Origin of the sequence: Actinocrinis sp., from assembly GCF_035605935.1 — a bacterium.
Classification (GTDB): Bacteria; Actinomycetota; Actinomycetes; order Streptomycetales; family Catenulisporaceae; genus Actinocrinis.
This window is the reverse complement of sequence record NZ_DATNGK010000098.1, coordinates 1-22,686: the sequence shown is the minus strand read 5'-3', so window position 1 is coordinate 22,686 and position 22,686 is coordinate 1. Positions and strand designations below refer to the sequence as shown.

Below are 22,686 nucleotides of genomic sequence, written 5' to 3'. Positions count from 1 at the left end.
CGATGTTGACTCAATGCGATGTTGACTCAAAGCGACGTTGATTCCCCGAAGCCGGCACCGGGCTCAGCCGTCATTTCTTGACTGTGGAGGCGTAGACATCGACGTACTCGTTCCCGGTCATCCGCGCGATCGTGACCATGATCTCGTCGGTCACGGCGCGCAGTACCGCGCGCTCCGCGTCGGTGCCCGCGAGGGCGTTCCAGGCCGCGCCGTCAGCGCCCGTGTAGCGGGAGAAGTCGAGCGGCGTGCCGAAGACGACGCGCACGCGGCCGCGCGGATCACGGCTGGGAACGGGGACTCTGCGCCCGGTCGGCTGGACCCGGTCGGTGCCGAAGATCGCGCACGGCACAACCGGACAGCGCGCCGCCAGCGCGATGCGCGCGACGCCGGTGCGGCCCTTGTACAGCCGGCCGTCCGGGGAGCGAGTGCCCTCCGGGTACATGCCAACGACCTCGCCCTCACCGAGCAGTCGCAGCGCGGTACTCAGCGCCGGGTCGGCCGCGGCCGCGCCAGAGCGGTCGATCGGGATCGAGCCGACGCCGCGGAAGAAGCCCGCGGACAGACGGCCTCTGACGCCGCGTCCGGTGAAGTACTCCGCTTTGGCCAGGAACTTCACCGGCCTCGGCGCGGCCAGCGGCATGAACAGGGAATCGGAGAAAGACTGGTGGTTAGCCACCAGCAGCACCGGCCCTTCGGCCGGGAAGTGCTCTACGCCGCGGGCGTGCGGGCGGAACCCGAGCCGCAGCGCCGGGCCGAGCAGCGTCGACTTCAGCAGGCCGTACAACACGGAACTGCCGCACCTCCTGGCGTCGGGTCTCCTTGCGGGAGACGGAGTGTACCTGCGTCGCAGCCGCTGTGGCACAGTACGCCGCGCGCGAGCGGAGAGTCGCCAGTTTGGCTGTACGCAACCGAGGGCGGCGTGGGACGATGCCCCGGTGGAGGCGCACACGTGAGGCGAGGCAATCTCGAGGCGGGAGCTCCGCGATGACCACAGGCGACATGGACCGCCCGAGCGAGGGCGATCGGCCGGGAGCGGTGGACGACGCGGTTTGGACGGAATTGGTCGCGGCGTTTCACGCCAGCACCTCGGACCAGCCCGGCCGGTGGCCCGATGCGGAGAATCTGCCTGGCCTGGAAACGCAGCCGCACGCTGGAGACGGCGCTTTTGGTGACGGCACCCAGAGTAGTCCGGGTACGCAGAACCCTCATTCGGGCGTCGATGGGTCTGGGCCGGGAACCGGTGCGGTAACAGGCCACGGCGTCGGTACGGCGCCTGCGACGCCCTCGCGCGTGGTACGTCCGGCGGCGCGGCCAGGGCAGGAACAGCCTCCGTCAGCTCCTCCCGCAGTGACATGGACGGCGCCCGGTCCGCGAGACTGGGACACGCCCTCAGAGCCCGTGGAGGAGGGCTATGTGCCCCCTCCCCCGCCGCCGCTGCCCGAGGTGGGCATGGCGACGAAGGCTGCCTGGCTCGCCGGTCTAGGCGGCCCCGCGTACCTCGCGCTGGCGACGCTGCTGCAATGGCAGACGCCACAGTGGGCCGCGTTGTTGTGCGTGCTCGCGGGCGTGGTGGGTTTCGGGTACCTGGTCAGTCGTTTGAAGGATCGCCCGGAGGATGGGGACGACGGCCCGGACGATCCGACGTACGGCGCGGTGCTCTGAACTAAGCCCGACTCTGATCTGACACCGTGTCAGTCTGACGTCGGGTCAGCTGTGTTGCCCGCGCTCGCTTAGCGGTGCCGGGCGAGGTCGGCCGCACCGATCAGACCGGCGTCCGGGCCGAGGGTGGCGGTCACCACTTCCGCGAACGGGCGGTCACCGGTACCGGCCAGCGCCGAGTGGTAGTGCTCCCGGGTCGGCGCGGTCAAGATCTCGCCCGCGTCGGACACCCCGCCGGCCACCACGAAGACCTCGGGGTCGAGGATCGAGGCCAGGTCGGCCATCGACTGGCCGAGCCAGCGGCCGATCTCGGCGAAGCCCTCAAGCGCGATCGGGTCGCCCTTGCGCGCGGCCTCAGTGATATGCACGCCCTCGATGGCGTCAGCCGTACCGTCACCGACGCTGAGCAGGACCTGCGCCCGCTCCGGGTCGTTCTTCGCGCGCTCCTTGACGAAGCGGGTCAGGGCGCTGCCGGAGGCGTACTGCTCAAGGCAGCCCTTCTGGCCGCAGCCACACGGCCGTCCGTCCGGCACTACGCGGTAGTGGCCGAACTCGGCGCCGATGCCGAAGTGGCCGCGAAAAAGTTCGCCGTTGAGCACGATGCCGCCGCCGACGCCGGTACCGATCGTGTACAGGACGACGTTGGGGCGCGCCGCTCCGGCGCCGAAGCGGGCCTCGCCCCAGGCGGCCGCGTTCGCGTCGTTCTCCACCACCACGGGCAGGTCGATCAGCGCCTCTATGCGCGCCTTGAGCGGCTCATCGTGCCAGGACATGTTCGGGGCGACCAGCACAGTGGCCCGGTCGGCGCTGATGAACCCGGCCGCGCCGAGCCCGACCGCCTCGACCGGGTAGTCCTTGCGCACGGTCTGGGCGGCCTGCGCGATCGCCGCGGCGGTCTGCGCCGAGTCCCGCGGCGTCGCGATCTTGACCCGGTCCAGGATCGTCCCGGTCTCGTCGACCACGCCGGCCAGGATCTTGGTGCCGCCGATGTCGACGCCGATCGTCAGTCCCATGGTCCCCTCACTCAGCCCTTTCACCCTGCCGGCTCGCCGGCCATCCCGGCTTAGCTGTCCTGCGGGCCGTCGCGGCCGTCATCCGGGCGCTCCTCACCGCCGTTCGTCCACCGCTGCTCGGCGCCGCGGACCAGCGCGCGCAGCGCTGCCGCGAGCTCCGTGCCCGCTGTGGTGAGATGCCCGGCCGCCTCCGGGTAATTACGCACGAGAGGGTCGACGAACTGCTCACGGACCGAGTCCCAGAGCCGCCGCGCTTCCTCACCGAGCGTCCCCGGATCATCCCGTACCGGCTCAGTCCGCGTCCAGTCGGCCTGGGCGGAGGTCGGCGCGGGACGGCGCTCGGCCGGGGTCACTTCGACCACTGGGATCTCTTCGCCGTCGTCCTCGGGACGATTGGCGGCGTCACTCTGCTCGGTCACGGCTGGCCTCCTGCGGGGGACGGGTCTTGCGGCGGCTGCGCCGGTGGCGGCGAGGCCGCGGCCGGCTCGGCCGACTGGGGCCACAGCTCGGGGTCGGGGACGAAACGGATGTTCAGGGCTTGGTCACGCAGCACCGCGCCGGCCACGCGGCAGCGGCGAAGCACCGGCTCGAGTGGCAGAGTCCTGCGGTAGGCGCCCGCGGTCAGGATCAGGTCGTCGCCGCGGCGCACCAGGCCAAGGCCGCGCCGATCGGCCGCGGGCAGCGGCACGACCAGCGTGTATCCACCCTCGCTCGCGGCGAGCGCGGGCGCGGGCGGGGCGGCGGCCGGGCCGAGTCCGTCGCCCGCGCCGTAGGCGGCAGCCGCGACTACGGCCAACTCCTCCAGGCCGAGCGGTTCGCAGGGCCGATAGGGGATCTCGTGGACCGGCACTCCGGCGAAGGTCTCGGTGAGCGTCTCGGTGGCGATCCGCTGCGCCGCTGCCCAGCCGCGTGACCAGCTGTCCCTTGGCGCTTCGAGGATCTGACGGTTGATCACGAGGCCGTCGAGGCGCAGGCCGTAGAGGGCCAGCGCGGTGCGGGCGGCGCGCAGCCGGGCGATCGGGACGGTGTCGGGGGTCGCGATGAGGCGCACGGAGGAGAGCGGGTCGGCGAGTATCGCGTGCGCGGCCGCGGCCCTGGTCGCGGCGTCCTGGGCCATATCGACCAGGCCCGTCTGCGGCAGCGGCAGCCCGGCGAGGGTCGCTAGCACCGGGCGTAGCGCGCGGGCGGCCTGGCCCTCGACCGGCTTGGCGCGGCGCAGCCAGGTCTGTGCGCTGGAGGGCAGGGCGAGCAGCCGCAGCGCCGGGCCGAGCGGCGGTCCGTCGACCACGACCAGGTCCCAGGCGCCGCCGCTGACCGCCGTGGTGATCTCGTGCAGGGCGAGCGGTTCGGCCACGCCGGGCGGGGCGGCGAGCTCAGCCGCGTCGGGTACGGAGACTCCGAAAGTTTCAAGGGCGGTGCGGAAGCGGGCGGCCGCCTTGCCGTACCACTCCTCGAACGCGGGTTGAGCCGCGAAGCGCTGGGCGTAGAGCAGATCGTCGATCTGGGTGGGGACGGTACCGACTTGGTGGTCGAGGATCGCCGGAAGGTCGTCCGCGTCGTTGTCCGGACCGAGCGCGCCGAGCGAGAGGATCAAGGTGCGCAGACCACGTTGCGCGCCGTGCGCGGCGGTGGCGGCGGCGACCGTCGTCACGCCGCTGCCGCCCTTGCCGGTGCAGAACACCAGCCGGGTCGCTCGGGCGAGCGGTTCGGTCGCGGTCACGAGGCCCGGCTCAGCGGCCGGACCGGGCTGGGCTGATCCAGGCTGTGTCGATCCAGGCTGCGTCAATCCAGGCTGGGCCGAAACACTCGGGGTCGACCCGGGGTGGGCGGGTGTGGTGTCCATGGGCGTCTGGGATCCGCGTCTGTAGTTCCGTCGCGCCCGGCTAGCGCGCCGTGGCTTCGACGCGCTTCTTCAGCCCGGCCAGCGCGCGGTCGATGATGACCTTCTCGATCTTCGTCTTCATCATGCCGAAAAGCGGGATCTTCGCGTCCACGGCGAGGGTGTACTCGACGTTGGTGATCGCGCCGCCGTCCGCGGGCGTGAGCACGTACGAGCCCTCCAGCGAGCGCAGCATGTCCCCCTCGACCAGGGTCCAGTGCACGGCCCGGTCGCCGTCGAAGGTGTAGTCGAGCACCTGCCGGTCGCGTAGCGCCCCGGCGTCAATAGAGAGGCGTACCCGCGCGGCGCGGCCCGAGTCGGGGTCTTGCTCGAGCACCTCGGCCTGCTTGACCTCGCCGGTCCACTCCGGGTAGGCGGGCAGGTCCGCGATGACCGCCATGATGTCGGCCGCCGGCGCGCCGATCTGGATGGAGGCTCTGGTCCGGTCCGCCATCGCCCTGCCTTTCTACCCCGGCCGGCCATGCCCCCGGCTCCGCTCGGTTCAGGGTACCGCGCCAAAGAGGCGCTAAGGAGGGAATGCCGATCCGCCTGTGGATAAGCCGAAACACTAGCTACTCACCGGTAATGAGATGTACCTTCGGTGCTGAAGCCGTGGCAGCAGCCACGGGGGCAGCACAACGCGCCGAGGGTCAGGTTCCCGGGGACGTTGTTTCGCCGCCCCCGATGATCGGCAGACCATAGGTAGTCGTATTTCGAGGAGCGCGCGTGCGCGAGTTCACAGTTGAACCGTTGTACGAGGTACCCGCCGGTGCCAACCTCACCGACCTCGTGCACCGCAACGCCGAAGAGGCGCCCGGTCAGGCGGTGCTTGGCCGCAAGGTCGACGGCGCATGGCGGGATGTGACGGCGCAGGAGTTCCTGGACGAGGTCACCGCGGTGGCCCGGGGTCTGGTGGCGCTCGGCGTCAGCGCGGGCGACCGGGTCGCGATCATGTCCCGCACCCGCTACGAGTGGTCGCTGCTTGACTTCGCGATCTTCGAGGCGGGCGGCGTGCCGGTGCCGATCTATGAGACCTCCTCGGCTGAGCAGGTCGCATGGATCCTGTCCGACTCGGCCGCGGTGGCCGCCTTCGCGGAGACCGCGGAGAACACGGCCGTCATCGAGTCGGTACGCGATCAGGCGGCGGGCCTTAAGCACGTCTGGCAGATCGAGTCCTCGACTGACGCACCCTCCGGTGCCTTGGCGCTGCTCGCGGCCGCGGGTACCGAAGTGCCCGGGTCGGTGCTTGCCGAACGCCGCGCGACGCTGAACCCGGAGTCAGTGGCGACGATCATCTACACCTCAGGCACGACCGGCCGGCCTAAGGGTTGCGTCCTGACGCACGGCAACATGCTGTTCGAGGCGTGCAACGCGGTGAACTTCCTGGAGAAGGTCTTCCGCGGTGAGGGTGAGGACGCCGAAGCCTCGACGCTGCTGTTCCTCCCCATGGCGCACGTGTTCGCCCGGATCATCCACATCGGCGCGATCCACGCGCGGGCCAAGCTCGGGCACTGCTCCGATGTGAAGAACGTGGTCGAGGAGCTCGGCTCATTCAAGCCGACCTTCATCCTCTCGGTGCCGCGCGTGTTCGAGAAGGTCTACAACTCGGCCAGCCTCAAGGCGCACTCCGAGGGCAAGGGCAAGATCTTCGACGCCGCGGCGCAGACCGCGATCGCCTGGTCGGAGGCGCACGAGGCCGGAAAGGTCCCGGTCGGCCTCAACCTCAAGCACGCGCTGTTCGACCGGCTGGTCTACGGCAAGCTGCGGGCGGCGCTCGGCGGCCGCACCAAGGCCGCGATCTCCGGCGGCGCCCCGCTCGGTGCCCGCCTCACCCACTTCTTCCGCGGCGTGGGCCTGTTCGTGCTTGAGGGCTACGGCCTTACCGAGACCGCGCCTGCGGTGGCGGTTAACCCATACCCGAACGCGAAGGCCGGAACGGTCGGCCCGCCGCTGCCCGGCACCACGATCCGCATCGCCGAGGACGGCGAGATTGAGATCAAGGGCCGGCAGGTCTTCCGCGGCTACTGGAACAACGAGGCTGCCACGAAGGAGGTCTTCACCGAGGACGGCTTCTTCAAGACCGGCGACCTCGGCAAGCTGGACGACGAGGGCTACCTGTCCATCACCGGGCGCAAGAAGGAAATCCTGGTCACCGCAGGCGGCAAGAACGTCGCCCCGGCGGTGCTCGAGGACCGGCTCAACGCGCACCCGCTGATCAGCCAGACCATGGTGGTCGGCGACAAGCAGCCGTTCATCGCGGCCCTGGTGACCCTCGACTCCGAGGCGCTGCCCGGCTGGCTCGAACTGCACGGACGGGACAAGACCACGCCGCTCGCGCAGCTGGCCGGGGACCCGGCGGTGCTGCACGAGATCGAGGAGGCGGTCGCCGCGGCGAACCAGGCGGTCTCGAAGGCGGAGAGCATCCGCAAGTTCGCGGTGCTGCCGGTCGAGTGGACGATCGAGGGCGGTCAGATTACCCCGTCGATGAAGATCAAGCGCAACGTCGTCGCCCAGGAGTACGCGGGCGAGATCGAGAAGCTTTATGCCAAGTAAGCGCTAGCTCCGCAGCCGATGGCTGCGCACCGGCCTCTGCCTGAGTTAAGGCAGAGGCCGGTGCGTTTAGCGCGGATTGAGCAGGGCGTCGAACCGCTCGCGGATCGTTGACCACTGCCAGCGCCGCTCGACCCAGGCCCGGCCCGCGGTACCGAGTTTCGCAGACAGCGTCGGGTCGCCGAGCAGTTGCGCAACCCGGCGCGCGGTCTGATCCACCTCGCGGCCGGGGACGACGTAGCCAGTCTCGCCTTCGATCACCGCGTCGGGCGCGCCGCCGGAGTCGCCGGCCACGACCGGCAGGCCAGTGGCCGAGGCTTCCAGGTAGACGATGCCCAGGCCTTCGACGTCGAGCCCCGCGCGGCGTGTGCGGCACGGCATCGCGAACACGTCGCCGAGCGCGAAGTAGAGCGGCAGATCCGCCCACGGCAGTCTGCCGGTGAACACGACGTCGCGCTCGACGCCTTCCTCGCGCGCGATGCGTTCGAGGTCCTTGCGGTACGGGCCGCCGCTGCCGATCAGCAGCACGGCGTCAGGTACTGCCTTCTTGACCGCTGGCCAGGCGCGGATGAGCGTGTCCTGCCCCTTACGCGGCACCAGCCGGGAAACGCACACGGCAACCGGACGGTCCGTCAGTCCGTAACGCTTTCGCAGCTCCGTGACCTCGGGTGCGGTACGTAGCTCAGGCCTGAAACGCTCCGTGTCTACGCCTGGCGACAGCTGCGCCATCCGCTGTGCCGCCTCCGGACTGAATACCGCACCGATGCGGGTGCGCTGGTACTCGCTCAGGTACGTGACGACATCCACGCCGTCCCCGATTCGGCGCAACAGCGAACGCGCGCCCGGGAGCTGGGCCCAGCCCGTCTCGTGGCCGTGCGTGGTCGCGACGAGGCGAGTGACGCCCGAACGGCGCAACGCCGGAGCCATCAATCCGAGCGGTGCCGCCGCGCCGAACCAGACGGTCTCGCAGCCTTCCGCGCGCGCGATCTCGCACGCGCGTCGGGTGCGGCGCGGCTCGGGCAGGAGCACAGATGTGTCCTCACGCACCGTCAGATACGGCCGCTCCGCGTCGTAAGCGCGGCATTCGGCGGCCTTTCCCCGCCATGTGGACGCGTACACCACTACGTCCGATGGGGTGAACCCGTCGACCATGGCCTGAACGAACTCCTGGATACCGCCGGGTCGCGGGGGATAGTCGTTCGTGACGACGAGGGTGCGCGGCATGCCGCAACGATCTCAGATCGGAAGCACCGAGGCACATGACGGGCCGCCAAACCGCGACGAGGCCAGCACCTACGACACCGGCGACGACGGGGACCGGATCAGTGTCCTGCCGGCAGTCACTCGCGTATTCCCGCGCTGCCGGGCCATCCCGCCTGATCAGGCGAATCATGTCTGAGCCGCAGCGATTCGATGCACAGCCAGCCGGGTGGCCGAGCTGGCCAGACTGGGCCATAGACCATTGACCTTCATGCACGGACGGCTGATCGCACCGTCTCACGGCATCCATGCGGGCCAGCGAAGCCGCTGGGCGTATCACCTCAGTCAGCAGGCCGACACGTACCGAAGCTACTGCTCGAGCTACTGCTCGGGCCTGACCACCTTGTCGATCGGCATGGAGCTGAGCGGGGTGAATTGCACCACCGAGCCGGGCCGCGGCGCGTGGATCACCATGCCCTCGCCGGCATAGAGGCCAACGTGCGTGCGACCGGAGAAGTAGATCACCAGGTCGCCGGGCTTGATCGCGGATAGCGGCACACTCGGGCCGATGGTCGCCTGCTCCTGCGAGGTGCGCGGCAACTGCACGCCTGCGGCTGCCCACGCATGCTGAGTGAGGCCCGAGCAGTCGAATTCGCCCGGACCGGTCGCGCCCCACACGTACGGCTTTCCGAGTTCCGAGTAGGCAGCCGAGACCGCTGTGATCGCGCGGCTGACGTCGGGCGCGGGGATCGCGGGTGTCGCGCCAGTCGTGGCAGCACCGGGAGCGGCGGGAGCCGCAGCGGAGTCGGCCGACGCGGCGATCGCGGAGACCAGCGAGCTGAGCGAGGGGGCCGCGGCTTTGGCCTTCGCGCCGAGGCCGTCCCCAGGCATACCTGCGCCCGGCGCGCCGTAGCCGAAGCCGCCGCCGGCCGCGAGCGCGGCGGCCACGCGGTTACGGTCGGCCGAGCCGAGGGCGTCGAGCCGGTCGCGGGCGGCGGCGAGCTTGGTCTCGATATCGGCGCGGTGCACGGCCAGTTGCGTCTGCGCGCTGCGCAGGTCGGCGAGGTCGGTGGCGGATTCGCGGTCGAGCTGATCGAGCGCCTGCTGTGCCCGTAACGCGGTGACGACGCGCTCGTGATCGACGTCGGCCACGCGGTCCGTCATGTCCGCGCGTGCGAGGTAGCTGTCCGGATGCGCGGAGAAGACCAGCGCGATCGACGGATTCACGCCGGCGGTGCGGTACTGCGCTGCCGCGAGGCGTCCGAGACTGCCACTAGCTGCGGCGAGTTGTGCGCGCAGCTGTGCGGTATGCGCTCCGGAGTTTGCGACCGCGGCTTGGAGTCGGGCGATGCGTTCCTCCGTGGCGTCGTACGCCTGCGTGTCCGCCTCAGCCTGCTGATAGAGCTGTGCGACTTCTTGCTTGACGGCCTCGGGACCGGTGGAGGGGTCGTTGGCGCCGGGACCTGGAGCCGGCTCGGCGTGTCCGACGGCAGGCACCAGGCCGGCCGCGGCGACGGTGGCGGCCACCAGTCCGGTGGCGCGCACCAAGCCCGGGCGGCAGCGTACGCGTCTGTGGGACGCCACGATCGGCGTCACTCCTCTCGCTCGGCTGCGGCGGCCCGCCCGCCAAGAGAGCTGTCGCTCTGGCCGCCCCCGATTCGGCGGGCCGAATGCGCAACGTAGCGAGCCGGTGACTCTCAGGGCAATGATCTGTCACTCGTTCAGATCAGTACGCCATGGTCGGGACAGCGCCCGAATGCCGGCCGGCACGTCCGCCGGAACAGGCCGAACCGCTGGGATCTGACGGGCGCTGCGATCTAATGGCGCGTCAGCCGCGGGCGAGCGCCCGCACCAGCATCGCCGAAGGTACTGGACGTGCGCCCGAACGGCGGACGCCGTCGGCCACCTCGCGGTCTGATGAGACGACGATCAGCGGCCGGCCCTGTGGCTCGGCGGCCACCAGCCGGCGGATGAGCTCGTCGGCGATCTCACCAGGATGCGAGAACAGCACCCGCACGCCCTTGTGCTGCGGCACCGGCACCGGACCGCCGAGTTCCGCACCGTCGAACACGCAGGTGATCTCGGCTCCGGTGCGCGCCGCCATCGATCCGAGACCGCGCAGCAACCGGACCCGCTGTTCATGCAGCGAGAGGGTCGGATAGGCCGTCTTCGTGACGTTGTAGCCATCGATGACCATGTGAGCGCGCGGCAAGGCGAGCAGTTGGTCGAGAACGGCAGGGTCGTCCTGCGATCGGGCCTTGCCCTGGATATCGCCCGTTCCGGGCGCGACCGGGCGCAGCGCGTCCACGGTGTCGGCCGGGCGTTGCTCGGTCGGCGAGAGCGCGAGTTCGCGGCGCAGGCCGGTAGCGGCCTCGGAGATCGTCTCCAGAAGCAGCCGCAGCCTGACCTCACCCGCGCTGCGGTTCTCGCGCACGCTGCGCCGTGCGGCCTCCAGAGCGGCCTCGGCGTCGGTGAGCCGTGCCCTGACCCGGCGCAGCTCGCTGTCGGCCTGTGAGACGGCTCCAGCGGCCTCGGTGCGCGCCTCCTGAACCTCGGCCTGCGCCCGGCGCGCCTCGGCCTGCGCGCGCCGCATGTCGGCTTCCAGCTGCCGGTTGCGGCGGCGTAGCGAGTCGCCCTCGCGGCGTTCCGCGACGATCTCTGCCTTAAGGCGCTCGATATCGGCCTTGGCCGCATCACGTAACGCGTCGATCTCTGCCTTGAGTCGCGCCACCTCGTCACCGAGGTGCTCGTCCGCGACGGCTCGCTCGGCGGCGCGGGCCGCCAGCTCGGCCTCCTCGACGATGCCCGGCCAGCCGGCCGGGCGCACCAGGTAGGCGAGGGCGGCGACGTCGCGTGGGTCGGCGGCGGCAGGCAGCACCCCAGCGTGGAACGCCTCGACCACCTCCGGGAAGGCGTCGCGGACCCGATCGGCGATTCGCCCGCGGAACACGGCGTCGGTCTCCACGGCCGCGGCCAGCGGCGTGGCCGCCAGCTTCGCTCGCTTCGGCGGGGCGAACCGCGCGAACGGGCGAAGTGCCGTCGGCAGTTGCATGAGGGGCAGCAGCCCGGCGGTTTCCGAGGCCAGCGAGACGACCCGCTGGCGCACCGCTTCGCTCAGCGGCGCGGAGAGTCGCTCGGCCGGCGGGTCAGCCGGAGCATCCGGGGCGTCCGAAGCCGCGGGCTCATCCAGCGCCGCTGCGGCTTCCTGCACGTCGGAGCGGTCAGCCGGCTCGGCGTCCGAGGAGTTCGGGGACGGCGGCCCGGCGGCGCCGGGGGTCCGCGCCTCCCGCTCCTCGCCGTCCACGTCAGCTCCTCTCATATTTCAAGGGTAGAGGGTGGATTCCCAGACGCGGGCTTCGTCACGCGCCCCCGCGCGCGCCGCGTGTACTCCCGGCGCGGAAAACCGCCTTCAAAGCCGGAAAATTGGGCAGACTCTGGGGCGTGGTGATCCCGATTCACGACAAGAATCCGGTGCGCCGGACCGCCTATGTCACCTACACGCTGATCGCGCTGAACTTCGTGGTGTTCCTGGTCGGTCCGAGCGCCTCCGTGGTCGGCAGCCCCTCGCCGAGCCAGGCCTGCGTGCAGCAGCGCTACTTCGTCGAGCATGGCGCGATCCCGTACGAGCTGATCCACAATCAGCAGCTCGCACCGGCGCAGGAGCCGAAGATCGCGGTGAGCACGAACGCCGGCCCGGCGGTCTGCGTTTTCGGCGCGCTGCCGCACAAGGCGCCGTTCGAGTCGGTGCTCACCGCGATGTTCATTCACGCCGGATGGCTGCACCTGCTCGGGAACATGCTGTTCCTGTACGTCTTCGGCAACAACGTCGAAGATCGGCTCGGCCGATTCCACTTCCTGTTGTTCTATCTGGTCGGCGGCTATATCGCGACGTACGCCTTCGCGCTTCTCAACCCGAACGCGGTAACGCCTCTTGTCGGCGCGTCAGGTGCGATCGCCGCGGCGTTGGGCTCTTATCTCTACCTGTTCCCGAAGGCGAAAGTCACCAGCCTGGTGCCCTTCCTCTTCTTCATCCCGCTGCGTTTCCCGGCCTGGCTGGTACTCGGCTCGTGGTTCGTGTTGCAGCTGCCCTCCATCCAGCACCTGATCGGCGTGCCGACGGACACGACGGTGGCGTATGTGGCGCACGTCGCGGGATTCGTCGCCGGATTCCTCTACACGATGGCGGTGGCCGGGCGCAGACGAGCCGGGCCGCCACCTCCGTCGGCGCCGCCCCCGGACTGGCAACGCATGCGGGCCACCGCGCCACCGGGCTGGGGTCCGCGCGGCCCATCGGATCCCTACGGCTTTAGGGTGGCGGCCCTTAGGCTGGCGGCATGGTCACAGCGATTGTCATGATCAAGACGGAAGTCGATCGGATCCCCGAGATCGCGCAGGAGGTCTCGGGCATCGAGGGCGTCAGCGAGGCGTACTCGGTGACCGGCGAGTGGAATCTGATCGCCATCGTGCGGGTGCGGCACCACGATGACCTGGCCGAGGTGATTCCCGGGCGGCTGAACAAGGTCGCGGGCATCGTGCGCACCGAGACGCACATCGCCTTCCGTGCCTACTCCTCGCACGATCTGGAGGCGGCCTTCGCGCTCGGCTTCGAGTGACGAGCAGGGGTCACGCAGCAGGCAGGCAGCAAACCGCAGCCCTCCCGGCCGGAAGCCGGGAGGGCTGCGTGGTGAAGCGTGGCGCGGTCGCCGTCAGTGGTGGCCGCTGGTGATCGACTCGTGGTACTCCTCCACGGACGGCTTCTCGATCCGCGTGCCGAAGTACCAGTGCGTGACCTTCGCACGCAGCTTCGCCCGGCGCAGCTTCGGCGCGGGCACGCCGTTGGAGTCCGCGGTCTGCGCGATGCTCAGCGGCCGGTGCACGTCGTGCGCGGTCAGCTTGTACCGGTCGCCGTCCGAGATCGGGGCGTGCACCTCGGAGAACTCGCCCTCCGGGGAGCGGATGATGATGCCCGCCTCGCGGCCGTGCAGCACCTTGTCCCGGTCCGCGCGCTGCAGGCCGAAGCAGATGCGCCGGGTGATCCAGAAGCCGAACACCGGGCCGGCGAAGATCAGCACCCGCCCAGCCCAGGTGATCCACTCGAGCGACAGGTGGAAGTGCGTCGCGATCAGGTCGTTTCCGCCGACGAACCACAGCACGCCGTAGAAGGTGCAGCCCGCCACGCCGATCGCGGTACGAGTCGGCATGTTGCGCGGCCGGTCCAGGATGTGGTGCTCACGCTTGTCCCCGGTGACCCAGGCCTCGATGAACGGGTACACGGCCAATCCCGTGAACAGGATGCCCGGCACGATCAACGATGGGACGAGCACGTTGAGCGAGAGCGTATGCCCGAGGAAGTTGAACTCCACGTTGGGCATCATGCGCAACGCGCCTTCGAGGAACCCGATGTACCAGTCGGGCTGAGATCCCGCGGTGATCTCGTTCGGCACATAGGGCCCGTAGGTCCAGATCGGGTTGATCGAGACCAGCCCGGCCAGCAGCGAGATGATGCCGAAGACCAGGAAGAAGAACCCGCCCGCCTTCGCGGTGTACACCGGCAGCAGCGGCAGGCCGACCACGTTCTCGTTGTTGCGCCCTGGACCGGCCCACTGGGTGTGCTTCTGGTAGAAGACCAGGATCAGGTGCACCGTGATCAGCGCCAGGATCAGGCCCGGCACCAGCAGGATGTGGATGGTGAACAGCCGCGGCACCAGGTCGTGCCCCGGGAACTCGCCGCCGAACAGGAAGAACGAGACGTAGGTGCCGACGATCGGGATCGAGAGCACGACGCCCTCGGCGATGCGCAGGCCGGTGCCGGAGAGCAGGTCGTCCGGCAGCGAGTAGCCGCAGAAGCCCTCAAGCAGCGCCATCACGAACAGGCCGAAGCCGATGATCCAGTTCAGCTCGCGCGGCTTGCGGAACGCGCCGGTGAAGAAGATGCGCAGCATGTGCACGGTGATCGCCATCACGAACACCAGCGCGGCCCAGTGGTGGATCTGCCGCATCAGCAGGCCACCGCGCACGTCGAACGAGATGTCCACCGTCGAGGCGTACGCCTCGGACATCCTGATGCCGTCGAGCGGGGTGTAAGACCCGTTGTACGTCACTTCGTTCATCGACGGAGTGAAGAACAGGGTCAGGAAGATCCCGGAGAGCAGCAGCACGATGAAGCTGTAGAGCGCGATCTCGCCCAGCATGAAGGACCAGTGGTCCGGGAAGATCTTGCGCAGCTGCTTCTTCGCCGCTCCGGCGATGCCGAGTCGCTGGTCCAGATAGTCCGCGGCCTTGCCGCCGAGCGTGGTCGGCGCCACGCCGTCGGCGAAATCGGCCGAGTGCGGGGTGGTGGCGGTCATCCGCGCTCCCAGAAGCTCGGGCCGACCGGCTGGTCGAAGTCGCTCTTGGCGACCAGGTAGCCGTCGGCGTCTACGGTGATCGGCAGCTGCGGCAGCGAGCGGGCCGCCGGACCGAAGATCACCTTGCCGTCCTCGGACAGGTCGAACGTGGACTGGTGGCACGGGCAGAGCATGTGATGCGTCTGCTGCTCGTACAGCGACACCGGGCACCCGACGTGTGTGCAGATCTTCGAGAACGCGACGATGCCCTGGTAGCCCCAGTCACGCTCCTTCTGCGACTTGATGTCCGCCGGGTCCATGCGCACCAGCAGGATCGCCGACTTGGCCATCAGGTTGTTGAGGTCCTCGCCGGCGCTCAGCGCGGCCTCGGGCCGGCCCTGCACCAGCGAGCCGATGGTGATGTCCTCCGGCTTGATGCCCCGGCCGGTGGTGCCGTCGAGCGACACCGTCATGTCGTTGATGATCCGCTCGTTGGGCTTCCACGCGGTGCTGCGCAGCGAGTCGCCGGGCAGCGGGCCGAGGTCGCGCAGCATCCACAGCGCGGGCAGCGGCAACACCGCGAGCGCGCCGAGCAGGGTGCGCCGGATCAGCGGCCGGCGCTTGATGCCGGAGTCCTCGACGCCCTGGCGGAACTCGGCCGCGGCCTGCGCCTTGGTCTCGGTGTCCGACTCGAGCGGGTGGCGTTCCTGGGGGAACTCCACGTCCGTCATCAGGGTCCTGGCCCAGTAGACGGCCCCGGCGCCCAGCGCGAACAGCGCGATGCCCAGCAGCAGGCCGAGGGCGAAGTTCGACGCGGAGACCGCACCGATCGGGAAGAAGTTCACCACCGCGGTCCTGGGCACCTCGGTGTAGGCGACCATCACGCCGATGGTGCACAGCGCGGAGAGCGCGAACAGGCCGGCGACCTGGCGCTCCTTACGCCTGGCGACCGTCTCGTCGATGTCCGAGGCGCGCGGCCGGTGCGGCTCGAGGCCGGGGTCGGCGAACGGGTCCTGCGGCAGCGCCACCTCGTGGCCGTGGCCGTCAGCGTGCTCATCCAACCGGACGGGACTGTGCTCGTCGTAACCGAGCTCCGTCAGGTTCGGGTGATTCGTCTCTTCAGCAGTCATCGCTCTCGATCACTTCCCCGCCTTGCCCGCGGCCGCCTTGGCGACCTTCTGCGCGGAGGCCTTCGTGGTGTGCGCCGCGATCCAGACCGCGCACAGCAGCAGCGCGATCAGCCCGATGGTCCAGATGAACAGGCCCTCGGAAACCGGCCCGAGCCGCCCGAGACCCGCGCCGCCGTAGTTCGGCTCGTTACGGCTGGAGATCAGGTAGGAGATGATCGCCTTCTTCTCGGCCGGCGGAATCACCTTGTCGTTGAACACCGGCATGTTCTGCGGGCCGGTCAGCATGGCCTCGTAGATCTGCTGCGGCGTGGTGCCGGTGATCTTCGGCGCGAACTTGCCGTCGGTCAGCGCGCCGCCCTGGCCGGCGAAGTTGTGGCACTGCGAGCAGGTCTGCCGGAACAGCTGGCCGCCGAGCGCCACCGCGTTCTGGTCGAAGGCGAACTCGTTGGGGGCCGGGATCTGCGGGCCGCCGCCAAGCGACTGGATGAACGCCGCCATGTCCTGGATCTGCTGCGTGCTGAAGATGTTCGGCTTGGCCTCGACCTGCGCGCCGAGCTGTTTGGCCGGCATCCGCCCGGTAGAGACCTGGAAGTCGACGGAGGCCGAGCCGACGCCGATCAGCGACGGGCCGAGGTTGGTGCCCTCGGCGGCCTTTCCATGGCAGCTTGAGCAGGACGACGTGTACAGCGCCTTGCCGTTGGCGATCTGCTGCGCCGCGCTCTCCCCGGTGTCCGCGCTCGCGGAGGGAGAGACGAAAGCGGCGAACAGCGCGCCGGCGAAGGCCAGCCCGAGCGCCAGGACGACGAACGCTGCCAGTGGGTGGCGTCGCCGCGTGGAGAGCGATTTCACGACTTGGGTTCCCTCATCAGGCTTGCGTCCGTTGGTTACTTGATCACATAGATGACGCTGAACAGGCCGATCCACACGACGTCGACGAAGTGCCAGTAGTAGGACACGACGATCGCGGCGACTTCCTGATCATGGCTGAATCTCCGGGCCTTGTACGTGCGCCCCATCACCATGAGGAAGGCGAACAGACCTCCGGTCACGTGCAGCCCGTGGAATCCGGTGGCCAGGTAGAAGGCGCTGGTCCAGGCGTTCTCCGAGATCGGATGCCCGTCCTTGATCAGGGAGGAGTACTCGTACACCTGCAGCGAGATGAAGATGGCGCCCATGACGAAGGCCAGGGCGTACCACTCCCGCATGCCGTATCGCCTCAAGTTGAGCAGCGATCCGGTCCGGGCGACCTGGTGCCTCTCCGCGGCGAACACCCCAAGCTGGCAGGGTAGCGAGGACATCAGGAGGATGAAGGTGTTCACCGCGGACAGCGGCACGTTCAGGTGCGCCGCGCTCGCCTTGAATCCGTCCAGTCCGCCGTCGCCCACCACCGAGCGAAGCGTGAAGTAGATCGCGAACAACGCCGCGAAGAACATCAGCTCGGAGGCCAGCCAGACGATCGTCCCGACGCTGACCAGGTTGGGCCGGTTGGGCACCCGGGGCGCGGGTGCGGCTTGGGTTGCTGTTGCTGTCGCCACGGCGGCCATTATGGTCCCTGCCCCGATCGGCCTGACGCAGGGGGTCCTGGTTACCGGTTCAGCGGGGTGAGGTTACGTCAGAATGGAGTAGTCGCCCCTGGTCGAATCGGACATTGGGCTCGATTCGTGGCGCGGGCAAGGGGTGCGGAGCCGATCGGACGTCCGGTTATGCAATGTCCGTCCGTATTCTCGCCTCGTAATCCAATCGTTAATGCGCAACCGCGCGACGCCCGGGCCAACGCCGCCGTCGGTCGACTCGCCCCTACCGGGCCCTCGATTCACACCGCCTGGCCCTGCCACTACGATCGGCTTCGGCACAGCGGTTACGTCACAAGCGCGATATGTCACGAGGGAGTGGCTCATGTCCAGCCAGTCGACCGTCGATCACGCGGTCGGCGCCCCGGCGCCCCCCGTCAGTCTGACCGTCCTCGTCTACAGCGACGACGCGAACGTGCGCGCCGCGGTGCGTGCGGCTCTCGGCACGAAGCCCGCTCCCGACCTGCCCGCGGTGCGCGTGCGCGAAGTGGCGACCGAGCCGGCCGTGATCGAGGCGATGGACGGCATCGCGAAGGGCGCGGGCCGCATCGACCTGGCCATCCTGGACGGCGAGGCCGTGCCGGCCGGCGGTATCGGCATCGCCAGGCAGCTCAAGGACGAGATCTTCCAGTGCCCGCCGCTGCTGGTGCTCACCGGCCGCGCGCAGGACGGCTGGCTGGCCACCTGGGCCCGCGCGGACGCGATCGTGCCGCACCCGATCGACCCGGTCCGGCTGGCGGATGTCGCCGCCGCCCTGTTGCGTCCGCGGGTAGCCTGAGCGCGACGGTCGGGGACTGCTGACCGCACGGGCAAGGCGCGGGAGGAGGGCCAGATCATGACGTCGTCATCGGCGGTCAACGCGGCGGAGGGCACGCACACCTGGCCCTCGGTACTTCGAACCCTGGTGCGCGGCGAGGCGCTGTCCGCCGCGGCGGCCAAGTGGGCGATGCACGAGATCATGAACGGCGACGCCACCAGCGCGCAGATCGCCGGTTTCGCGATCGCGCTGCGCACGAAGGGCGAGACGGTCGAAGAGGTCGAGGGCCTCGTCGCGACGATGTACGGCCACGCGCAGACCCTTGACGTACCCGGTCCGATCGTGGACGTGGTGGGCACCGGCGGCGACATGGCGCGCACGGTGAACATTTCCACGATGTCCGCGATCGTCGCGGCGGGTGCGGGTGCGCGCGTGGTCAAGCACGGCAATCGTGCGGCGTCCTCATCATCGGGCGCGGCGGATGTGCTGGAAGCGCTGGGTCTGCGTCTGGATCTGCCGATCTCGCGGGTCGCCGAGGTGGCCCAAGAGGCGGGCATCACGTTCTGCTTCGCCCCGGTTTTCCACCCGGCACTACGCCACGCGGGGCCGACCCGCAGCGAGCTGGGCGTGCAGACCGCGTTCAACATGCTCGGCCCGCTGACCAACCCAGCCCGGCCGAAGGCGCAGGCGATCGGCGTCGCGGACCGGCGGATGGCCCCGATCGTCGCGGGCGTGCTGGCGAAGCGTGGCAACTCGGCGCTGGTCTTCCGCGGCGACGACGGCCTCGACGAGCTGACCGTGACCACGACCTCGTCGGTCTGGATCGCGCACGGCGGCGAGGTGACCGAGGCTCAGTTCGATCCGCGCGATGTAGGCATCGAATACGCGCCGATCGAGGCGCTGCGCGGCGCGGACGCCCAGTACAACGCCGCCGTGGTCCGCAAGCTGCTATCTGGCGAGCGCGGCCCGATCCGCGACGCGGTGCTGCTCAGCGCGGGCGCGACGCTCGCCGCTCTCGACGGGCTCGACGTCGCGCGCGGTGCACTGCCCTCGCTGACCGAGCGGATGGCGTCTGGCGTCGCCCGCGCCAATGAGGCGCTCGACTCCGGCGCCGCTCAGGCAACCCTGGACCGCTGGATCGAGGCAACCAGTCGCACGGCGCTTAGCTAGACAGCTCAGCTAGACGGCTGGCGGCGAGAGCCGCAGGAATGCACGCAGCTCACGCGCCATCAGACACCGTGAGGTGGACGACTGATGGCGCGTGAGCTGTATATGCGATTTATACGTTGAGGCTCTACGCATTCAGGCTCTACGCATTCAAAATCTGGCGCAGGGAGGCGATGCGTTGCTCGACGGCGGCGCCGGATGGCGAGCTTGACCACAGCGCCATCCACTCGCTGTCCGGACCGGTGACCCGGTCGAGCGCGGCGAGGGCGACGCGCTGGTCCTCGGCGGTGACGGCCGGGCGGTGTGTGCTGAGCCAGGCGTCCACTGAGGAGTTGCCGGTGGCGGCGGCGCGGGAGCGGCCGGCCGCGACGAGGCAGGCCGCGGCGACCGCGACGTGCCCTTCAGCCAGTTCTATCTGTCCCGGGCGCTCGACCACCGCGACCAGGGTCTCGCGCAGCTTGGGCGGGACCTCGGCGTCAGGGGTCTCCTCAACCTCGTCGAAGTAGTCCATCGCGTCGTCGTTGTCGAACGGTCCGACCTGCCACGTACCCATTCCAGACGCTCCTGCTTCCGGTTGGCGCCGTCGCTCCCCTGTACCGAACGGTAACCAGGAACCGGCAGTGGCGCTACAGGACCGGAGGGTGATGTTCACGGCTAACCGGAGACCGGCTTGCCTCCGAGCGTCGCGCCGTAGGCCGAGCCGGACAGCCACTTGGTCCAGCTGAGGGTCCAGTCGCCGAAGCCGTTCGTCGTCGACACGGTCTTGCCGGTCCCGGTGACCTGAACGACGTCGCCGACGTGCGAGATGTTGTAGAACCAGGTCGCGTCGGAGGTTCTGGCGTGAATGCAGCCGTGCGAGGAGTTGACCTGCCCGATCTGGCCGTCCCAGGGAGCGGCGTGCACGTAGGTACCCGTGTACGTGATCTGGGTGGCCCAGTTGACGAATTCGTCGTACTTGTCCCCGTTGCCGTAGTCACCCTTCATCTCGACCGGGTTGCCCTTGCCGAGCACGGCCAGCGTTCCGCTCCAGGTCACGAAGCGCGGGTCGTTCGTGCCGGTGTCGATCGGGAAGGTCCGGATCACCTGGCCGTTCTGGTACGCCGTGGCCTTGAACGCCTTGGTGTCCACGATCAGGCGCAGATCGGTGTCGCGGATGGTGAAGTTCAGCGAGTGGTTCTTCACGAAGTACTGATGCGTTCCGGCGCGCACCCCGGAGAGGTTGAGTGCGGCGGAGACCTGCGTGCCGGTCTTCCAGTAGTCCTGCGGCCGCCAGTCCATGGTGTCCGAGTCGACCCAGTTCCAGGCCCCGGCGACCGGCGGGTTCGTGGTGACGACGCACGCCTTCTCGACGTCGGCGCGGTATGAGCTAGGCACGTAGTTGGTGAATTGCACGCGGATCGGCTGCCCGACGCCGACGCTCACGTCGCTGCCGGGCCACATCTCCAGCACGCCTATCGTCGCGCTCGGCTTGAGGGTGGTGAAGGAGATGGACTTGCTGACGGTCTTTCCGCCCTTGTCCGCGGCCTGGATCTGCACCTGGTACGCGGTGTCGAGCTTGAGCACGCCGTTCGAGGTCCAGCTGGACTTGTCGTCGGAGAGGGTGCCGCTGGTCTCCTGGCCGCCAGAGAGCTGGACGGACGTGATGGTTCCGTTCGCGACGGAGACGGTGACCGCTTTGGACGGGTCGACGTTCGCGGCGCCGTTGGCCGGCACCGTGGAGAAGGCGGGGACGGGGTAAGTCGGCGAGGGGGACGGGCTGGAGCCGCCGCCGACGCCTGCGCCGCCGGTGCCGCCGCCCGTTCCGGCGCCGTTGTTCTTGCTGCCGCCGCCTGATCCGCCGGTGACCGCGGCAGCCACGCCGCCGATCGCGGCGAGAGCCAGAACGCCGCCGGCGGCGATGACCCCGCGGCGCGGCAGTCGGGAGAACACGCTGCCGGGACCGGCCGCGTTGTCATTGCTGGTGCCGTTGGCCGGGGCGTTGCCGTCGGCGGTGTACGGAGCGTCGCCACCGGCCGCGTAGCCGGGGCCGCTTTCGGCAGCGTAGACGGAGGGCGGGAGCACCGGGACGTGCCGGATGACGGCAGTCTCAGCGCCGGGGTCGATGCTCGGAGCAACCGGTGCGGGCTGGTCTGCTGAGGGCTGGTCTGCCGAAGCCGACGGCAACGCCGCAGTAGGCGCGTCGGCCGCAGCCGCGGCCTGCCCGTCATCGGGGGACCACGAATCCTGGCGCTGCCGCGGCTCGCGCCGCGCTTCGTCATCCGGCGCGCGATTAGCCGCCGCCTCTGCGTCGTTCACGCCGTCCGCGCCTTCGCCGCCTGCGGGTATGCCGGGGCCGACCCCATCCACCATTGCGCTGCTACTCCCCTGGCTCACGCCGTCAACCGCCGTGCCAGCCGCGTCACCTACAACGTACCCGCGCTGGCTACCCGCCTGCGCGCCAGCATAGTGAGCGAGGGCCGGTGTGGAAGATCCACACCGGCCCTCACGCAGAGTTGTTACAGACCCACTACCTTGCCGCGATCGGCCTCTGACCTGGCTTTCAGCCTGGACTCAGGATTCGGCGCCGCGGCCGCTCAGTGGCCCTGGATCAGTAGTGCTTGTTCTCGCCCCGGTAGTACTCGAACACGAGCCCGTACACGCCGTAAGCGAAGAACGGGGCCGCGAAGTAGCACAGCCAGAACCCGACCGCGATCCCGGTGAACAGCGCCGCGCCGCCGGCCGCGAGGACGAACGGCCACCAGCTGTGCGGGGAGAAGAAGCCCTGCTCCCCCGCGCCCTCGTGCGGCTCCGCGTCGTCCCGGTCCTCCGGACCCGGGCCGATCCGCCGCACCGTGAAAGCGAGGTAGAAGTAGATCATCCCGGCCAAGCCGGTGGCCATGGTCAGCGCCGCGGTACCCGTCGGGTCGTGCGAGAGCCACCAGTAGACCGGCACATCGATGAAGAAGAAGATCGCCAGGATCAGGAACATCCGCCCGGTGAGCTTCATGCCGTCACTCGCCCTTCTCCGCCGTGCGCTCGCGCGCCAGCGCCTTCTTCGCGCCGTGGCCGCGCTCGCCGAGTTCGATCTCCCGCAGCGCCACCTCGGGGTGGTGCAGGTCGAAGGCCGGGGACTCGGAGCGCACCCGCGGCAGCGAGTTGAAGTTATGCCGCGGCGGCGGGCAACTGGTCGCCCACTCCAGCGAGCGGCCCCAGCCCCACGGGTCGTCCACGGTCACCCGCTTGCCCGTCTTCGCCGTCTTGTAGACGTTGTACAGGAACGGGATCGTCGACATGCCCAGTAGGTACGCGCCGATCGTGGAGATCGTGTTCAGCGTCGTCCAGCCACTTGAGGCCATGTAGTCGGCGTAGCGCCGGGGCATGCCCTCCGCGCCGAGCCAGTGCTGCACCAGGAAGGTGGTGTGGAAGCCGATGAACAGCGTCCAGAAGTGGATCTT

At 69.5% G+C, this 22,686-nt stretch carries 23 protein-coding genes; 7 read left to right on the top strand and 16 right to left on the bottom strand.

The genetic code is table 11. The annotated features are described in order from the left end of the window. Positions 1-70 precede the first annotated feature (70 nt). Positions 71-787 carry a lysophospholipid acyltransferase family protein gene (locus tag VN779_RS08805; RefSeq protein ID WP_325721951.1) on the bottom strand — a complete coding sequence of 239 codons (717 nt, stop codon included), beginning with the start codon at positions 785-787 and terminating at the stop codon, positions 71-73. 626 nt (positions 788-1,413) lie between these two features. Between VN779_RS08805 and VN779_RS08800 the strand changes: the two genes are divergently transcribed. Next, positions 1,414-1,662, top strand: coding sequence for a hypothetical protein (locus tag VN779_RS08800; protein WP_325721950.1), 249 nt, complete (start codon positions 1,414-1,416; stop codon positions 1,660-1,662). A gap of 68 nt (positions 1,663-1,730) precedes the next feature. On the opposite strand, the gene VN779_RS08795 is transcribed toward VN779_RS08800, so the two are convergent. From VN779_RS08795 to VN779_RS08780, 4 genes are all read right to left on the bottom strand, one after another. Further along, positions 1,731-2,672, bottom strand: a complete 942-nt coding sequence (locus VN779_RS08795; protein WP_325721949.1) for an ROK family glucokinase — start codon at positions 2,670-2,672, stop codon at positions 1,731-1,733. 50 nt (positions 2,673-2,722) lie between these two features. Next, entirely contained in the window at positions 2,723-3,091 is a 369-nt protein-coding gene (locus VN779_RS08790) for a DUF5304 family protein (protein ID WP_325721948.1), read from the bottom strand. After that, on the bottom strand, positions 3,088-4,392 hold the full coding sequence (locus VN779_RS08785; RefSeq protein ID WP_325721947.1) for an ArsA family ATPase: 1,305 nt from the start codon (positions 4,390-4,392) through the stop codon (positions 3,088-3,090). The genes VN779_RS08790 and VN779_RS08785 overlap by 4 nt, the downstream gene beginning before the upstream one ends. A 163-nt stretch (positions 4,393-4,555) precedes the next feature. Then, positions 4,556-5,005 carry an SRPBCC family protein gene (locus tag VN779_RS08780; protein ID WP_325721946.1) on the bottom strand — a complete coding sequence of 150 codons (450 nt, stop codon included), beginning with the start codon at positions 5,003-5,005 and terminating at the stop codon, positions 4,556-4,558. Between the two features lie 272 nt (positions 5,006-5,277). Between VN779_RS08780 and VN779_RS08775 the strand changes: the two genes are divergently transcribed. After that, the gene (locus tag VN779_RS08775) at positions 5,278-7,104 is read left to right on the top strand and encodes an AMP-dependent synthetase/ligase (protein WP_325721945.1); all 1,827 of its coding nucleotides are present in this window, start codon (positions 5,278-5,280) and stop codon (positions 7,102-7,104) included. A 66-nt stretch (positions 7,105-7,170) separates the two neighbouring features. Here the strand turns inward: VN779_RS08775 and VN779_RS08770 are convergent, their stop codons facing one another. After that, on the bottom strand, positions 7,171-8,325 hold the full coding sequence (locus VN779_RS08770; RefSeq protein ID WP_325721944.1) for a glycosyltransferase family 4 protein: 1,155 nt from the start codon (positions 8,323-8,325) through the stop codon (positions 7,171-7,173). Here VN779_RS08770 and VN779_RS08765 point away from each other — a divergent pair. After that, positions 8,324-8,500: a hypothetical protein gene (locus tag VN779_RS08765; protein WP_325721943.1), complete on the top strand. Its 177-nt coding sequence runs from the start codon at positions 8,324-8,326 to the stop codon at positions 8,498-8,500. The two genes, VN779_RS08770 and VN779_RS08765, sit on opposite strands and share 2 nt — an antisense overlap. Positions 8,501-8,682: 182 nt before the next feature. Here VN779_RS08765 and VN779_RS08760 read toward each other — a convergent pair whose 3' ends face one another. Continuing rightward, the gene (locus VN779_RS08760) at positions 8,683-9,885 is read right to left on the bottom strand and encodes a C40 family peptidase (RefSeq protein ID WP_325721942.1); all 1,203 of its coding nucleotides are present in this window, start codon (positions 9,883-9,885) and stop codon (positions 8,683-8,685) included. Between the two features lie 244 nt (positions 9,886-10,129). Continuing rightward, positions 10,130-11,620: an NYN domain-containing protein gene (locus tag VN779_RS08755; RefSeq protein WP_325721941.1), complete on the bottom strand. Its 1,491-nt coding sequence runs from the start codon at positions 11,618-11,620 to the stop codon at positions 10,130-10,132. Positions 11,621-11,742: 122 nt separating this feature from the next. Here VN779_RS08755 and VN779_RS08750 point away from each other — a divergent pair, with 122 nt between their 5' ends. Further along, a complete protein-coding gene (locus tag VN779_RS08750) occupies positions 11,743-12,657 on the top strand; it encodes a rhomboid family intramembrane serine protease (protein ID WP_325721940.1) in 915 nt (304 codons plus the stop codon). Continuing rightward, on the top strand, positions 12,636-12,914 hold the full coding sequence (locus VN779_RS08745) for an Lrp/AsnC ligand binding domain-containing protein (protein WP_325721939.1): 279 nt from the start codon (positions 12,636-12,638) through the stop codon (positions 12,912-12,914). Before VN779_RS08750 ends, VN779_RS08745 begins: the two co-directional genes overlap by 22 nt. A gap of 93 nt (positions 12,915-13,007) precedes the next feature. Here the strand turns inward: VN779_RS08745 and VN779_RS08740 are convergent, their stop codons facing one another. The 4 genes from VN779_RS08740 to VN779_RS08725 are packed head-to-tail and all read right to left on the bottom strand — an operon-like array spanning position 13,008 to position 17,301. Next, positions 13,008-14,648, bottom strand: coding sequence for a ubiquinol-cytochrome c reductase cytochrome b subunit (locus tag VN779_RS08740; protein WP_325721938.1), 1,641 nt, complete (start codon positions 14,646-14,648; stop codon positions 13,008-13,010). Then, positions 14,645-15,757: a ubiquinol-cytochrome c reductase iron-sulfur subunit gene (locus VN779_RS08735; protein WP_325721937.1), complete on the bottom strand. Its 1,113-nt coding sequence runs from the start codon at positions 15,755-15,757 to the stop codon at positions 14,645-14,647. The genes VN779_RS08740 and VN779_RS08735 overlap by 4 nt, the downstream gene beginning before the upstream one ends. A gap of 9 nt (positions 15,758-15,766) precedes the next feature. Then, positions 15,767-16,606, bottom strand: a complete 840-nt coding sequence (locus VN779_RS08730; protein ID WP_325721936.1) for a c-type cytochrome — start codon at positions 16,604-16,606, stop codon at positions 15,767-15,769. A 35-nt stretch (positions 16,607-16,641) separates the two neighbouring features. After that, positions 16,642-17,301 (bottom strand): heme-copper oxidase subunit III, encoded by a 660-nt coding sequence (locus VN779_RS08725; RefSeq protein ID WP_325721935.1) that lies wholly within the window; start codon positions 17,299-17,301, stop codon positions 16,642-16,644. 352 nt (positions 17,302-17,653) lie between these two features. Here VN779_RS08725 and VN779_RS08720 point away from each other — a divergent pair, with 352 nt between their 5' ends. Continuing rightward, complete coding sequence (locus tag VN779_RS08720) at positions 17,654-18,106, top strand: hypothetical protein (protein WP_325721934.1); 453 nt, start codon at positions 17,654-17,656, stop codon at positions 18,104-18,106. A 57-nt stretch (positions 18,107-18,163) separates the two neighbouring features. Beyond that, positions 18,164-19,255 (top strand): anthranilate phosphoribosyltransferase, encoded by a 1,092-nt coding sequence (trpD, locus tag VN779_RS08715; protein WP_325721933.1) that lies wholly within the window; start codon positions 18,164-18,166, stop codon positions 19,253-19,255. 139 nt (positions 19,256-19,394) lie between these two features. On the opposite strand, the gene VN779_RS08710 is transcribed toward trpD, so the two are convergent. The 4 genes from VN779_RS08710 to VN779_RS08695 all read right to left on the bottom strand — a co-directional run. Beyond that, entirely contained in the window at positions 19,395-19,805 is a 411-nt protein-coding gene (locus VN779_RS08710) for a DUF4259 domain-containing protein (protein ID WP_325721932.1), read from the bottom strand. A 101-nt stretch (positions 19,806-19,906) separates the two neighbouring features. Next, a complete protein-coding gene (locus tag VN779_RS08705) occupies positions 19,907-21,547 on the bottom strand; it encodes a L,D-transpeptidase (RefSeq protein ID WP_325721931.1) in 1,641 nt (546 codons plus the stop codon). 292 nt (positions 21,548-21,839) lie between these two features. Further along, on the bottom strand, positions 21,840-22,238 hold the full coding sequence (locus VN779_RS08700) for a cytochrome c oxidase subunit 4 (protein WP_325721930.1): 399 nt from the start codon (positions 22,236-22,238) through the stop codon (positions 21,840-21,842). Between the two features lie 4 nt (positions 22,239-22,242). Next, positions 22,243-22,686: cbb3-type cytochrome c oxidase subunit I (locus VN779_RS08695; protein WP_325721929.1), on the bottom strand; the 444-nt coding region annotated here is incomplete at its 5' end.

Coding starts and splice junctions, on each gene's coding strand:
- VN779_RS08795 (WP_325721949.1), bottom strand. CDS start 2,672: ATGGGACTGACGATCGGCGTCGACATCGGCGGCACCAAGATCCTGGCC.
- VN779_RS08780 (WP_325721946.1), bottom strand. CDS start 5,005: ATGGCGGACCGGACCAGAGCCTCCATCCAGATCGGCGCGCCGGCGGCC.
- VN779_RS08765 (WP_325721943.1), top strand. CDS start 8,324: ATGCCGCAACGATCTCAGATCGGAAGCACCGAGGCACATGACGGGCCG.
- VN779_RS08770 (WP_325721944.1), bottom strand. CDS start 8,325: ATGCCGCGCACCCTCGTCGTCACGAACGACTATCCCCCGCGACCCGGC.
- VN779_RS08755 (WP_325721941.1), bottom strand. CDS start 11,620: ATGAGAGGAGCTGACGTGGACGGCGAGGAGCGGGAGGCGCGGACCCCC.
- VN779_RS08745 (WP_325721939.1), top strand. CDS start 12,636: ATGGTCACAGCGATTGTCATGATCAAGACGGAAGTCGATCGGATCCCC.
- VN779_RS08740 (WP_325721938.1), bottom strand. CDS start 14,648: ATGACCGCCACCACCCCGCACTCGGCCGATTTCGCCGACGGCGTGGCG.
- VN779_RS08735 (WP_325721937.1), bottom strand. CDS start 15,757: ATGACTGCTGAAGAGACGAATCACCCGAACCTGACGGAGCTCGGTTAC.
- VN779_RS08725 (WP_325721935.1), bottom strand. CDS start 17,301: ATGGCCGCCGTGGCGACAGCAACAGCAACCCAAGCCGCACCCGCGCCC.
- VN779_RS08720 (WP_325721934.1), top strand. CDS start 17,654: ATGTCCAGCCAGTCGACCGTCGATCACGCGGTCGGCGCCCCGGCGCCC.
- trpD (WP_325721933.1), top strand. CDS start 18,164: ATGACGTCGTCATCGGCGGTCAACGCGGCGGAGGGCACGCACACCTGG.
- VN779_RS08710 (WP_325721932.1), bottom strand. CDS start 19,805: ATGGGTACGTGGCAGGTCGGACCGTTCGACAACGACGACGCGATGGAC.
- VN779_RS08700 (WP_325721930.1), bottom strand. CDS start 22,238: ATGAAGCTCACCGGGCGGATGTTCCTGATCCTGGCGATCTTCTTCTTC.